Below are 14,495 nucleotides of genomic sequence, written 5' to 3'. Positions count from 1 at the left end.
ATTTTAAAAATAGTGTCCTCCATCGTTGCTTGAGTTGTTTTCGTCGTGGATTTTTAGTCATTAAGGCCGCTGTTCTCAATCGCCTGCCATTACCTCAAGGTAGTTTTTTTCCTGAGCCTTGGCCCACTTCCCCTCCACAACTTCATGTGTCTCAAATCACTCTCTCTACTGCCTGATTTTTAAACCCCTACCCTTGAAAGAGGGTTAGGGTGGGGTAAAAACTTGGTTAATCCGCTATTTCAGACTTGTGTGTACACCGTAGCCTTAAAAAGGGGGGGGCAAAGAGTCTCTTAAAGTCTCCCTTTTTAAGGGGGATTTAGGGGGATCTAAAAAGTTAGGAGGCTAAACAAATAGTTTGTAAACACGCCCGTAGCCCTAGTGATTAAAAATCGCGGCTATCCAAACAAAGTCCGCGCAGGCGGACTAAAAGTTTTCAACCCGCGTAGGCGGGTTTTGTCTGTGTAGCCGCAACTTCTAGTGCAAGAGTGCAAAATATAAGTTAAGAGACGAACCATAAAGGATGCAGAGAAAGGGAGATGACAAGAGTAGCTTTCAGTGAAGAATTACAGGTTAATTGGGTCAGTTTTATAGCTGATTTCTTGTTGGTAGGAATGGTTTTTGGCCCGCCTATCGCTCCCTTTCTAGCTGCGTCTGGAGTGTCTTTGCTTCCTGGGATTGCGGACATCATTTATTTCATGGGTAATCATGTGTGTCCGCAACCAGAGATGGGGTTAGATTTAACACCACCCTTTATTATGGCTGTGTGTATGCGCTGCTACGGCACTGTAACGGGTTTGCTGATTACTCGTCTGCTGTATGGGGTGACTGGTGGTAAAGGATTTTACTGGTTAAGTCAGTATGGCTGGAGTGGTGCTGCTTTAGCCAGTGTGCTGATGATGGCTTATCCCTTAGAATTAGCAGCACAGATTTTCGGTTGGTGGGGTTTTAATAACTATCTGGTTACGCCTTTTGGGTTGATTACAGGTTTGGCGTGGGGATTGTTTACCATGCCCATTTTGCACGGGTGGCAGGGTGCTAAAACTAGTTTGAACAAATTGTAGATTTTATCACAATAGGCTTGGGTTAAGGGCTAATTGTACAAAAATGTGGGTTTTCGAGACGCGATAAATCGCCCTCGTTACAAGTGTTTTGGTCTTATCTGAACTGTATTGGGTTGTATCACACAACTTGTAGAGTGGATTAATTTTTGCAAAATGTTATGTCATATATTGCAATTGCGTAAGCACCATTAAATTTACCTCTTAACTAGTACAGCACGGCGTAAATAAACCACCCATTCCCAATCAACAAAACCCTTACGCTGTCTTCATTTTTAATCTTTAATTTTTAATTTTTAATTCCGCCTTGCGGTACTAGTGCCTTTTTACTCCAACTTGGTAGATAATAGAACTCAGTATGAGCAAAAATAGAGAACTCATATTTCAGGAGCTTTAATGACTAGACGTATTACCAGTGCTGTAAATTCACTAGTGGCAAACTTCTCGCGACGAAATGCACTTCTGTGGCTTGGAGGTAGCGGGGTAACTACCGCCTTGATGGTGGCAACACAAAATGAAGTGAGCGCTAAAGACAAAGACAAGCAAGAGTTGAAATTGGTGAACCCACCAACTTTATATAATCCAACCCAAAATGGTTATAGTCATATAGCTATTACACCAGCAAGGGCGAGAACCGTCTATATTTCTGGTCAATTTGGTTCGGATTTACAAGGTAATCTCGTCTCCGCTGACTTTGAAAAGCAGTTAATACAGGCTTTTAAAAACCTCCGTTATGCCTTAGCAGCGGTTGGTGCACAGCCACAAGATGTAGCAAAAACTACTGTTCTTATAGTGGATTACAACCAAAATAAATTGATCCCGTTAGGACGTGAAATTATTAATCTTTGGGGGAATAAACCACCGGCAAACACTCTTATTCCCGTTCCTAGACTTGCACTTGACGGTATGTTGTTTGAAATTGATGCTTATGCGGTAATTCCAGAAAAACGTGATTAAACAAGAGGAAAGGGAGCAGTGAGCCTCTCCATTAAACCAATTCGCAATGGGCTAACGCCCCGCTTCTCTACGAGACGCTACGCGAACGCGAACGCAATTGGCAATTCGCAATAAATATATTGATGGGTAAATCCCCTGTAGAGACGGCGATTTATTGCGTCTCTCTAACTTGGCTCTTTAAAAGTTAAAGGGAAAGAGTGAAAGGTTTTTAATCCCTTTCCCTTTAATCTTTCTCCAGCCCTTACAAGGGCATTTTTGGATTGAAAAACTATTAGATTATAGCAATTTGCGAAAATAATACGACAGATGCGTAGGTTGGGTTAAACGTAGTGAAATTCAACAAAATTTAGGTTTTTAACGTTGGGTTTCGTTCTTCAATCCAACCTACATCTGTAGCAATCATTTTTTTAAATGGTACATAAATTTTGCAGTTTCCTACTGAAAACCTCGACACTTTTGTGTGGGGTATTCTATGTCTGCATTTGATGCCTAAAAGTTTTGTCTCCACTGCTGGACTTTAGAAATAGTGTCTAGATAAATTTGATTGTCACCGAGTTTTATCAACAGCCTGGTAGTTTTAAATCTAAAGTTAACTCACAGTAATATTTATCAATAAACATTAAATTATCGTTACTGATTTGGGAACAATAAGTTTAGAAATCACTAGGATTTAGCAATATGTTCAGTACTCATGTTAGTATTTCTGGATATCAGGTCATTGAAGAAATCTATAATGGTTCGAGAACTATAGTTTATCGGGGGTATCGAGAAACTGACTCATTACCTGTAGTGATCAAACTGTTGAAAAATCCATATCCCTCCTTCAATGAACTGGTGCAGTTTCGCAATCAATACACCATTGCCAAAAATCTCAACTCATCCCTAATCATCCAAACCTATAGCCTGGAGGTGTATCAAAATGGCTATGCGTTGGTGATGGAAGATTTTGGCGGCATTTCTCTCAAAGATTATTTTACTCGTGAACATACGCGAGATATCAGGTTTTTACAAGAGTTTTTGCAAATAGCGATCGCACTGTGTAACGCCTTAGAAATACTCTATAGTCAGCGCATTATTCATAAAGACATCAAACCGAGCAACATCTTAATTAATCCTCATTCCAAACAAGTAAAATTAATTGATTTTAGTATTGCATCTCTACTACCACGAGAAACTCAAACGCTAATCAGTCCCAATGTGTTAGAAGGAACACTAGCTTATATTTCTCCAGAACAAACAGGGAGAATGAATCGGGGGATTGACTACCGGACTGATTTTTATTCACTTGGTGTAACTTTCTACGAGTTACTCACAGGAAAGTTACCTTTTCAATCAAATGAAGCAATGGAGTTGGTGCATTCCCATATTGCTAAAATAGCCCCCTTAATATATCAAATTAACTCACAAATACCACCTGTAATTTCAGATATCGTCAGCAAATTGATGGCAAAAAATGCTGAATATCGCTATCAGAGTATATTTGGATTGAAGTATGATTTAGAAATGAGTTTGTCTCAACTGAAGACAACAGGAAAAATTGAAAGTTTCCCCATTGCACAACGGGATATGTGCGATAGATTTATTATCCCTGATAAACTCTATGGTCGAGAATTAGAAGTAGAAACCTTACTACAAGCATTTGAAAATGTCAGTCTAGGGGCAACAGAAATAACACTGGTAGTTGGGTTTTCAGGGATTGGTAAAACTGCGGTTGTTAACGAAATTCATAAACCTATTGTTCGTCAACGCGGTTATTTTATCAAAGGTAAATTTGACCAATTTAATAAAAATATTCCTTTTTCCGCATTTGTCCAAGCTTTCCGCAATTTTATGGAGCAGCTATTAGCAGAAAGCAGTATTCAAATACAAGAATGGAAGAATAAAATTGTTCAAGCATTAGGTGAAGACGGACAGGTAATTATTGAAGTCATTCCTGAATTAGAAAGAATTATTGGCAGACAACCACCTGCACCAGAATTATCAGGTAACGCAGCACAAAACCGATTTAATTTATTATTTCAAAAATTTCTCCAAGTATTTACAACTAAAGAACATCCCTTAGTCATATTCTTAGATGACTTACAGTGGGTAGATTCGGCTTCATTGAAATTGATGCAATTATTAATGAATGAAGCTAATCAGGGATATTTATTGTTAATTGGTGCGTATCGAGACAATGAAGTATTTCCCGCACATCCGTTGATGGTGATGTTGGATAAAATTCACAAAACAGGTGTAACTGTCAATAAGTTAATTCTAAAGCCGCTTAACCAATTACAATTAAATCAACTTGTAGCTGATACATTAAATTGTGCAGAAAGTGTGGCATTATCTCTTTCACAATTGATTTATCGTAAAGCTCAAGGTAATCCATTTTTCGCAACTCAGCTTCTCAAATCATTATATCAAGATAAACTGATTCAATTCAATTTCGTAGAGGGATGTTGGCAATGTGACATTTCCCAAATAAATCAACAAACTCTCGCAGATGATGTTGTTGAGTTTATGGTCTTTCAATTACGAAGACTACCAGAATCAACTCAACAACAATTGAAGCTAGCTGCTTGTATTGGAAATCAGTTTGATTTAAAAACATTAGCGATTGTTTCTAAACAATCGGAGGTAGAAACCGCAGATTGCTTGTGGAAGGCTTTGCAAGAAGGGTTGATTTTGCCGCAAAGTGAGGTTTATAAGTTTTTTGTTGGTTCAGAAAATCAAGCAGCTACTCAAGAACATTCTGAGATGGTTGTATATAAATTTTTACACGATCGCGTCCAGCAAGCTGCATATTCACTCATTCCAGAAGCAGAAAAACAGTCAACACACCTGCAAATTGGGCGATTGTTGTTGCAGAATACACCTCCAGAGCACCAAGAGGCAGGAATTTTTGCGATCGCTAACCAATTCAATTACGGACTGGATTTATTAGAGGAACCTGGTGAACGAGAACATCTAGCCAGGTTAAATCTGATAGCTGGTTGTAAAGCCAAGAACTCCACTGCTTATGCGACAGCAGTTGAGTATTTAAAGGTGGCGATGCTTCTATTACCGATAAATGCTTGGCAAAGTAGCTACGATTTGGCCCTTGCTGTTTACGAATCTGCGGCTGAAGCAGAATATCTCAATACAAACTTTGAGTCATCAAAATCATTAGTAGAGATTATCCTCAAAAACGCTAAATCTCCGTTAGAAAAAGTTCGTACCTATGAGATTCAAATCCAATCTTATACAGCGCAAAATAAATTCGTTGAAGCAATAGCTACAGGTAGAGAAGCACTCCAATTACTAGATTTGACGTTACCTGAAGAAGGTAATTCTCAAATGATTTTTGATGAACATCACAAGTTGCAACAAATGTTGGTTCATCAATCAATTGCAGCATTGGCAGATTTGCCAGAAATAACCGATCCCCAAAAATTAGTTGCACTCCGCATTTTATCAGGTTTGTTTGCCCCGGTTTATATAGCCAAACCGATGTTGTTGCCGCTCAAGATTTTTACAATGATCCGAATTTGCATCCAGTATGGTAACTCACCACAGGCAGCTGTTGCTTACAGTCTCTATGGATTATTTTTGTGCAGCATTGGTGCAATTGAAGATGGGTATAACTTTGGAAAACTGGCAGTACAACTTTTAGATAAATTTCAAACCAAAGAGCTTAAAAGCAGAGTTTATCTCACATTCAGCCTGTTTATTAAACACTGGAAAGATTCAATTAAATCCACATTAAGTTTATTTTTAGATGGATTGCAAAGTGGATTAGAAACCGGAAATTTAGAATATGTCGGCTATTGTGCCAATTGCTATTGTCAATTTCTCTTTTGGAGTGGAGAAAACCTAGAAAATGCTGTGTCGGAGGCAGATAAATATTGCGAACTAATGCAGCAGATTAAACAAGAGGTATCTCTGGTTTGGGGAAATATTTGGCGGCAGACGGTTCTAAATTTACAAGGAGAAGCGATCAATCCCTGCTGTTTAACTGGTAAGCATTTTCACGAAGTAGAAATGTTACCAAATTTGATTGAAACTAACAATATCAATGGCATTTGTTATGTCTATCTGGCAAAAACGCTACTAGCTTATCTTTTTGGTGAATACGAATCTGCTTGGGAATATTCCCAAAAATTTGAGCAGTATGAACAGGGAGCAGCAGGTTTATTAATTGTTCCTTTGCGGAATTTCTATCAATCTCTGAGCTTGTTAGCCCTTTGTTCTCAGGTAAATGAAGCGCAGAAACAGCTTTATCTCCAGAAAGTAGCCCAAAACCAAGCAAAAATGCAAGAATGGGCAGATCATGCGCCAGTCAATTATCAGCACAAGTACAATTTAATTTTAGCTGAACAAGCTCGTGTAACTGGCGATCGCTTACAAGCCGCAGATTATTATGAAATTGCTATCCAAGAAGCGATCGCCAATGAATATGTTCAGGAAGTTGCGATCGCGAATGAACTTGCTGCCAAATTTTACCTAGAGTGGGGTAAAGAAAAAGCCGCAGAAGGATATCTGCAACAAGCATATTACAGTTATGCCCGTTGGGGAGCAAAAGCCAAAACTGATGACTTGGAAAAACGCTATCCCAAATTACTCAAATCCATTTTGCAACAGCAAGAATTCAACTTCAATCCCTTAGAAAGCATAGCCAGCATTTCCCGTACATCAACTTACGCTACCAGCAGTACTAATATTTCTGATGCTCTAGATTTAACCTGCATTCTCAAAGCCGCTCAAACCATCTCCAGTTGTATCGAATTAGACGTACTAATCAGCAGTCTCACTCGCATTATCCTAGAAAATTCTGGTGCGAAAACGTCTGTATTAATTCTTCCTCAAGAAGATATTTGGCAAGTGCGGGCAATTACCTTTATCGATCAACAGTCAAATTCTCAGACTGATGTCAAAACCATTCTTGATTCACAACTACTAGATGCTTGCCAAGATATTCCTAGAAAACTGATCAATTACGTTAAAAATACCCAAGAAACCGTCATCATAGACAATTGTAAAACAAGTATTCCTGGTGTAATTGGGGAATATATGCTCCTACATCAACCTCAAAGTGTTTTATGTACGCCCATTATTAACCAAGGTCATTTGGTGGGGATTCTCTACCTAGAAAATCAACTGAATCAAGGAGTCTTTACTAGTAACCGTTTACAAGTGATTAACCTACTATCTTCTCAAGCAGCAATAGCCTTAGAAAATGCTCGACTCTATCAGCAAGCTGGGCAAGCTTTACAAGATTTGCAACAAGCTCAATTACAAATTGTGCAAAGTGAAAAGATGTCTGCATTGGGTAATTTAGTTGCTGGTGTAGCTCATGAAATGAATAATCCTCTTGGTTTTATTGCTGCCAGTCTCCAACAAGCTAAACCAACATTGATTGATGTTACCAAACACTTGAAACTATATGAACAAAGGTTTCCTAGCCCTGGAGATGAAATTATTACCCATGCAGAAGAAATCGATTTGGAATATAGTTTAGAAGATTTGCCTAAGATGATTGATTCGATGACGATAGCCTGTGACAGGCTCAAAAATATTAGCACCAGTTTACGTACTTTCTCTCGTGCCGATAGAGATTACAAAGTACCATTTAACATCCATGAAGGCATTGATAGTACAATTCTAATTTTAAAACATCGTCTCAAAGCCAATGATAATCGTCCGGCAATTGAAGTAGTTACGGAGTATGGTAAATTTCCCCAAATCGAATGTTTTCCAGGACAATTGAATCAAGTATTTATGAACATTTTAGCAAATGCTATTGATGCATTGGATGAATCAAATACAGGTCGGAGTTTTGAGGAGATAACAGTTAATCCAAACCAAATTAAAATTAGCACTTCTTTAAAAGAAAACCAAGTTGAGGTGAAGATTGCTGATAATGGGAAAGGCATGAATGAATCAGTTAGACAAAAAATATTTGACCACTTGTTTACCACTAAAGGTGTTGGTAAAGGAACGGGATTAGGATTAGCGATCGCTCGACAAATTATAGTAGAAAAACATGGTGGCTCAATCGAATGTAATTCCTCTACAGAGCACGGTACAGAATTTGTGATCTTAATTCCAGCTCGACATGAAGCGGTAAATGTTGATACTTTTGCAAATTCATGATCTGCTATAGCAATCCTAAATGAGTTGTGAAAATTTGCGTTGTCCAGATCCCCGACTTCTCAAAGAAGTCGGGGATCTAATTTTTCATGAATGATTTAGGACTGCTATATTGAAAGCACTCTTGGTTCCCAATGTTCCACCCAGAGGTTGTTTGAAAAGTGTTTCGCTGTGACTTTAGGCACTTTTCGATCTCCCTTAACCCCACTTCAAAAGTGCTCCGGTGGCTGTATGCACAAGTCATAAAATAGTTTACTCACCTAGTTTTTTGCGTCAGTTTTACCCCACTCTAACCCTCCCCGATGCATTGGGGAGGGAACTAGATTTCTTTTTTCCCCCAATGCATCGGGGGGATTAAGGGGGTAAGTCGATTTGTGTTTTACCACTGTGATGGAGTCGTAGTTGTTGGCTAAAATAGCACTTTCACCACTGTCCTGAATTATCTTCTTGTTGCAAACCAATTAACTGTCGTCGCTTCCAAGCATAGTGAAGAATATTAATACCTAATTCCTGAGCTGTACGAATAGTCAATCTGGGTAAACTCAAATCTCTATCCAGTCCCCAAGCAGTTGCTAAATCTCCAATTGCTAAAATAATTCCTCCACCGATTAACAGTTTAATTTGCTGTTGATTAACCATTGGCAAGGCAGCAAATAAGAAAGGTTTTGTCCTTAAAGGATGACTGCGTTGCAATTCTTCTAAAGGTCTTAAAGGACTCTCAAACTGTTGTGCTAAGGCTTGAGTACTCTCAATCAGAGGATTAGCATTTGTTGGTGCATCAACTAAAAGCACACCACCTAAATTTAAGTAATTTCTGAGGGATTCAAATTCGAGACTATTTAAAGAAATTGCTTGTCCACCTGTTAGATAGAGTATGTCAAAGTCTTGGATATTTTCTGCTAAAGAAACCTGACCTGGTTCATCAGCCCCTCGCAAACTTGGATATAGGGGTTCTACTGCTTGTAATAAGTACGAAAGGCTGAAAAAATTACGCGCACATTCGGGATCACTATGAGTCGCCTGCGCCATACAAACAAGTGCTTGGGGACGCATTTGTGCCTGACGGCGATAACGCAAATCAATATTGTTATATCCAGGGAAGAAAGCATCCGCAGGTTGGGTAATTTCAGTATGTCCTGGTTGCAAAAGTATCCGACATATTTCTATTTCTGAACTGGCTGGTGTAGAGTTTCTTTGGTCAATTCGATAAGTTTCTTGAACAATATCTCTTTGCTGTCCGCGTCGCAATTCATCGGGGTCTACATAGCTAACTACTAAGTAGATCATGAGCGGTTCAGAACTTACTACTTCTATATCAATGGGAAAATCATAAGAAGTCGGTACAACAATTAGATTACCTGCTAAATCAATTGCAATACCAGGTTGAATTTGCACCCAACGTCCATCTCGATATCTAGCTTCTACTTGGCTTGGAGCAGTCACATCTCGCACGCCCAAACCGCAGACAATTCCCGGTTGGTTTAAACTTTGATATTGAGCATTTTGCCGATTCCGGTGATATTCATGGGCTGTGCGCCAGCGTTCCGCATTGATTAGTAACCCGTCTGCGGCTTGCAAGCGTTCAAAAGATTTAATTGGTGGAGGTGGGAAAGGATGAGACATAGCAATTTTGGATTTTGGATTTTAGATTAAAAGTCTGTTTAATTGTACTTAATTACAAATTAATAGTTATTTAATTAGAGGGATTTTCGATAGATAATTCATAGGTGCAAAAAGCGGGTTTTTCTTGCTCTATAATTCTTTGGATAAGTTCTTCATTGATGATGCCACTAGAAATATTGGAACGCAAACGCACTATAAAATGATATGGTTGCCCACCTGCTAAAACGGCATTTCCTAATTGTGCATCTCCTATAATGAAACTTGGGCCAAAAGGTTCTGTAATACTAATATGTTTATCAGCTTCATTAGGTAAATGTTCATCTAGCGGTAAACCAGTATAAAGATGTAAATAGAGACGCAATCCTTTACGAGTTCCTCGCCAGCGATAAAGTTCTACAGCACGGCGAATTAAACGCCGTTGTTGTTGGAGATCCCAAACTGAATCTACTTGCCAAGCAACCCAATGAGCCATAAAAGGTAGTAGTGCTTGCGGTGCTGTCAAGGGATCGAGGTTTGCCCACATGACGTTGTAACTATTAACTATTGGTTGAAAAGCTTGCTCAAATATTTTCATGAAGCGACCAATAAAGTCCACTTCCCGATACAAAATTGGCAAGAATTCCATATAGGCAGTGTAGGGACGGATGTATAAATCGAAATACTCGCTTCTCTCGATTTGTTCGTTGTCTGTGCCTGGATCTATGTGTAGAGTAATTAGGCTGCGAAAATTGAGTGTTAGTTTGTCTTTTTTTCCAGGGGAAATTGCTTCTTGGTCTTCAAAAAATGTGTCGGGAATTGAGAAGTAGAGAACAGCATCCATCTGTCCACGAGGCGGTATCTCACTGCCTTCTGTACCAATCTGACACCACTGGGATGGGAAGTTTCCTTCAACGCTTAATCTTACCCGTAAAGGACGTTGTTCTAAGTTTTGCACTTGCACAATCATCTCGCTGGGATGTCCAGGATGCAAGAGCAAACTACGTCCAGCGACATCAATGTTTTCTGCATTTGCAAATGCTAAACCCGCCACAGGTAAAGCTTCGGGAATTTGCATTGGCGTTAATTGAATGCTTACAGCTGGACTAGAGCGACTTTGAACCATAGGACTGGGGATTGGGGATTAGGGACTGGGGACTGGGGAATTGGGAATGGGGAATGGGGAATGACAAATGACAAATGACCAATGACAAATTACGAATTACGAATTATTTGAATGTCGTGATTTGAACGCAGATTTGTATCAGCCCAAGAACATATCAAACCTTCTGATCCCGGATCGATCAATTGTTCTGGTGATGGTTGTCGTCGCCAATTTTCTCCTTGCTTGCGGATGGGAAACAGCAAGACGGGGCCTAAATGACGCACACCTGGGGTTTGTTGCAGTAATGCGACAATATCTGATGTATAAACTGGCCGCCCAAATGGCCAACCTTTGCCGTCGATTCCTCCAGTTAAGGGATTTAAATATTTATATAGCGATCGCCTTAAATTCCGACGAATTTCTTCGCTGGCAAAAGGATTATTGTATGCTGGCTCTAAAGCAACTTCTGTTTGTACCGAAACACCGACGTAATTCGGCTCTTGTAACTCTACTTGCACCCCTAATAAGCGTCTTTCATCTAAATAACTCAAAATTTGCTCTTGCAGGGCATTACTAAGGGCAAATTCTTCTGGTGTCATGCCATCGCCTTGAGCGATCGCATCTGTATTTGCGAATGGAACTACAAGTAAACTAACTATACCAGCTTGTCTACGAGAATTTGCTGGCAAACACCGGACGCGGGCGATCGCACCAGCACCCGCCTGTTGAGTTAAAACTTCAAAATCTTCAGCAGTGACGGCGCGATCGCGTGTGCGGAGGATGCGGGGAGCCTTCATCACAGCTTGTTCTAGTGACTCTGCATCCGCTCCATTGATTGCAGGTACACGATTGACCACACTAGCAATATATGGATATGCAGATTTCAAAAACTGGATTGCCCCAGTTTGAACATTGCCTTCTCTACCACCGCCTGTACGATAAGTAACCATTCTAATTTCTGAACCACGGGGAGGAATCGCCCCATATTGGTGTTCTGACTGGTTATTTTCCAGAACTTGTACAGATGTGTTATCTAGCGATGGTTCTTGAATCCGCGTTCTTACCTGTGTTTGTTGTTTAAGTTGGCTAGGTTCCCGAATCAGCGGCCCGAATTGGATTGTACCAGTGATCGAATCGATGGTGTAATGGAAATTATGCGGCCCAGAATCAGCAAAATCTCTCACCTCAGTCCACTTTTGAGGCAAACCACCAGCAGGAGTAACTAAAATATATTCATTTTCTCGGCGTTCTAAAATTGGTGCTGTTTGTAACTGGAAACTTTGACCGGGTGTACCATCACTAATTCCCAATCGCTCATCTTGAATCAGTGTACTGTGACTAGCCCTAACAGTACCGCCAATTGACTGCACCGCTAAACCAATAATCCTTGGTGGACGATTGTAACCAGTTTGATTGGCTTCTGTGGAAACAAAGCTACAGCGCAACCAGCGACCTCGATAAGAGGTAAAATTAGCCACAGGCCAAATTTGAGGTAGATGCAAACGTACCTCTGCACCTTGAGACGGGTTTCCACCCTGTTGAGCCATTTCATAAAAACTGAACCCGCGAGTTTTATCATCTGACTCTTGTAATAAAACTGGTTGCCAATTTTCCCCATCCCAGGCTTCCCACTTGCGGGGTGGTTGATTGGGATTAATCCCAGCCGGAGTAGCCGCAGCTCCCTGGAAAATAATTTCTAAAACGTTAGCGTCTAAAGGATCATCAGAATTAATTGCTAAATAAAAGCAGTTACCAGGCTGGGGTTCCTCTTCAAAAATCGGTTGTTCATTACCTGTCCAGTAACCGTTAGATTGACGAGTCCATGAAGTTGTGACTCTTTCGCGCAGAGATTGGGGAATATCTTCGGTAGTTTGGGCAGTTAAGAAATGTTGGATGCGGGGTTTGCCGATAATTAGAGGAGAATCTGTACTAAAAGTAATAGCTTCTGTAGTCTCAGTACGGATAGTTGAAGCTTCTAATCCTGCGGGAATCGTGTAAGCTTCAGGTAGTGCAGCGCTTAAATAAAAAGTTAATTCCGTGCGGGCTGGGGCGGGAGGCTGGAGACGGATACCCAGTAATTCTAAAAAAGCAACATAATTTTTTCTAGGTACTTGGTTGAATCTGAGCAACATTTGGTCAGTTAACCAAGCAAATAACTCAATTAGCGTAATTCCTGGATCGCTGAGATTGTGGTCAGTCCATTCGGGACAGTAGCGAGGAATACGCATAATACATTCTTGCACCAAATCATCAAAGGCGCGATCGTCTAAGTTAGAAGAAGGTAATTTCGGTAAAAAATCAAAGTTCATACCAATTAAAAAAAAGAATGTAACAGATACAAGCCTATAAACCCAGATAAAATTTAGCTTTCTGAATTTTTAATTTTCAATTTTTAATTTTTAATTCGTATCACGATTCCTCCCCAGCTGAAACCAAATAATAAGGATAAACAAAACTATAAATATCGGGGCCGTCTTTGAGCCGATAATTGATGATGATGTCCACTCTGCCACGCACAGGGTCAGGATCAGTCAGAACTTCATCGATAGTAATGCGTGGTTCCCAAACTTCTAAAGCTTCCAATACATAAAGACGGATTCGCAGTAGGGTATCGCTATTCAAAGGTGCAAACGCCAGTTCCGACAAGCGTGAACCAAAGGTAGGCCGATAAACCCGCTCACCTACACCCGTGCGGAGGATAATCCAAATAGATTCTTTAACTTTTTGATCTTCACGGCTAAGTTGTATCCCACCTTGCACGCTTAAATGCAGTGGATAAGCCCAACCTGTTCCCAAATAGGCTCGATCGCGACCATAAACCATATCTGGCACTTAGACAGTTGTTACATGGATATTTTTAAAGATATCGGCACAGAGGGTTTAAGCCTATTCGCCAAAGGTCGAGGATGAAGAGGCAGAGGGGCAAGGGCAGGGCAATTTGAGGTTCTAAAGTGGATGAACAGAGTTTTGAGGAAATTCATTTATTCCCTTTCCTGGTAGTATCTTTTCAGGATCGGAATTGGTTTTTTTGAATTCAGATAAACGATCGCAAACTAGGGTTGTCGGTAGCCACTGACCAGAAACGTTATGCCAATATTTGAAGAATCAAGAATTAATAGATGATTGAAATTTTTGAAGCAGACCTGAGTATACTTGCTCATGCGGAGGCTATGGTGCAATTAATGGATGAGTATGCGCTCGACCCGATGGGTGGTGGTAAAGGTTTGTCGGACTACGTTAAAGCAAATCTCTCAGCAGAGCTTGCAAAAAGAAAAGCGGCTCATGTAATTCTTGCGTTTGTCGATGCCGAACCCGCAGGGCTTGTTGTCTGCTTAGAAGGATTTTCTACCTTCGCGTGTAAGCCATTACTTAATATTCACGATGTCATCGTTGCTTTACCCTACCGTGGTAGAGGCTTGTCCAAACTGCTGCTACAGAAAGCGGAGGAGATCGCGTTTGATTTGGGTTGCTGCAAACTCACGCTAGAGGTACTGGAAGGAAATCATGTTGCCCAGTCAGCATACAAGGCGTGCGGATTCAGTGGTTATGAGCTAAATCCCCAGATGGGCAAGGCATTATTTTGGGAGAAGAAACTAGGATAGGTGACTGATGAGGAGAAAAGTCCTGAAAGCAGATTGATTATTAATCCTGACAAAATTTCG

The 14,495-nt window shown here is 40.3% G+C and carries 8 protein-coding genes; 4 read left to right on the top strand and 4 right to left on the bottom strand.

Translation table 11 applies throughout. From position 1 onward, the window contains the following. The first annotated feature begins 536 nt into the window (after positions 1 to 536). The 3 genes from A4S05_RS06900 to A4S05_RS06890 all read left to right on the top strand — a co-directional run bounded on the left by A4S05_RS06900 (position 537) and on the right by A4S05_RS06890 (position 8,132). A complete protein-coding gene (locus A4S05_RS06900; protein ID WP_069069090.1) occupies positions 537 to 1,061 on the top strand; it encodes a DUF2085 domain-containing protein in 525 nt (174 codons plus the stop codon). A 393-nt stretch (positions 1,062 to 1,454) separates the two neighbouring features. Continuing rightward, on the top strand, positions 1,455 to 2,015 hold the full coding sequence (locus A4S05_RS06895; protein WP_069069089.1) for a RidA family protein: 561 nt from the start codon (positions 1,455 to 1,457) through the stop codon (positions 2,013 to 2,015). Positions 2,016 to 2,693: 678 nt separating this feature from the next. Continuing rightward, entirely contained in the window at positions 2,694 to 8,132 is a 5,439-nt protein-coding gene (locus tag A4S05_RS06890) for a trifunctional serine/threonine-protein kinase/ATP-binding protein/sensor histidine kinase (protein ID WP_069069088.1), read from the top strand. A gap of 420 nt (positions 8,133 to 8,552) precedes the next feature. On the opposite strand, the gene A4S05_RS06885 is transcribed toward A4S05_RS06890, so the two are convergent. The 4 genes from A4S05_RS06885 to A4S05_RS06870 all read right to left on the bottom strand — a co-directional run bounded on the left by A4S05_RS06885 (position 8,553) and on the right by A4S05_RS06870 (position 13,656). Further along, positions 8,553 to 9,752 carry a DUF4159 domain-containing protein gene (locus A4S05_RS06885; protein ID WP_069069087.1) on the bottom strand — a complete coding sequence of 400 codons (1,200 nt, stop codon included), beginning with the start codon at positions 9,750 to 9,752 and terminating at the stop codon, positions 8,553 to 8,555. A 70-nt stretch (positions 9,753 to 9,822) separates the two neighbouring features. Next, the gene (locus A4S05_RS06880) at positions 9,823 to 10,854 is read right to left on the bottom strand and encodes a phage tail protein (RefSeq protein ID WP_069069086.1); all 1,032 of its coding nucleotides are present in this window, start codon (positions 10,852 to 10,854) and stop codon (positions 9,823 to 9,825) included. 89 nt (positions 10,855 to 10,943) lie between these two features. Beyond that, positions 10,944 to 13,142 (bottom strand): putative baseplate assembly protein, encoded by a 2,199-nt coding sequence (locus A4S05_RS06875; protein WP_069069085.1) that lies wholly within the window; start codon positions 13,140 to 13,142, stop codon positions 10,944 to 10,946. A gap of 100 nt (positions 13,143 to 13,242) precedes the next feature. Beyond that, on the bottom strand, positions 13,243 to 13,656 hold the full coding sequence (locus A4S05_RS06870; protein WP_069069084.1) for a GPW/gp25 family protein: 414 nt from the start codon (positions 13,654 to 13,656) through the stop codon (positions 13,243 to 13,245). A gap of 296 nt (positions 13,657 to 13,952) precedes the next feature. On the opposite strand from A4S05_RS06870, the gene A4S05_RS06865 reads away from it, so the two are divergent. Next, on the top strand, positions 13,953 to 14,435 hold the full coding sequence (locus tag A4S05_RS06865; protein ID WP_069069083.1) for a GNAT family N-acetyltransferase: 483 nt from the start codon (positions 13,953 to 13,955) through the stop codon (positions 14,433 to 14,435). Positions 14,436 to 14,495: the final 60 nt, after the last annotated feature.

The organism is Nostoc sp. KVJ20, from assembly GCF_001712795.1.
In the GTDB taxonomy this organism is placed as follows: domain Bacteria; phylum Cyanobacteriota; class Cyanobacteriia; order Cyanobacteriales; family Nostocaceae; genus Nostoc.
This window is presented reverse-complemented; position numbering and strand designations above follow the sequence as displayed.

Bases quoted from the DNA above. Each gene is read 5' to 3' on its own strand.
- A4S05_RS06900 (WP_069069090.1), top strand. From the start codon at position 537: ATGACAAGAGTAGCTTTCAGTGAAGAATTACAGGTTAATTGGGTCAGT.
- A4S05_RS06895 (WP_069069089.1), top strand. From the start codon at position 1,455: ATGACTAGACGTATTACCAGTGCTGTAAATTCACTAGTGGCAAACTTC.
- A4S05_RS06890 (WP_069069088.1), top strand. From the start codon at position 2,694: ATGTTCAGTACTCATGTTAGTATTTCTGGATATCAGGTCATTGAAGAA.
- A4S05_RS06885 (WP_069069087.1), bottom strand. From the start codon at position 9,752: ATGTCTCATCCTTTCCCACCTCCACCAATTAAATCTTTTGAACGCTTG.
- A4S05_RS06880 (WP_069069086.1), bottom strand. From the start codon at position 10,854: ATGGTTCAAAGTCGCTCTAGTCCAGCTGTAAGCATTCAATTAACGCCA.
- A4S05_RS06875 (WP_069069085.1), bottom strand. From the start codon at position 13,142: ATGAACTTTGATTTTTTACCGAAATTACCTTCTTCTAACTTAGACGAT.
- A4S05_RS06870 (WP_069069084.1), bottom strand. From the start codon at position 13,656: ATGGTTTATGGTCGCGATCGAGCCTATTTGGGAACAGGTTGGGCTTAT.
- A4S05_RS06865 (WP_069069083.1), top strand. From the start codon at position 13,953: ATGATTGAAATTTTTGAAGCAGACCTGAGTATACTTGCTCATGCGGAG.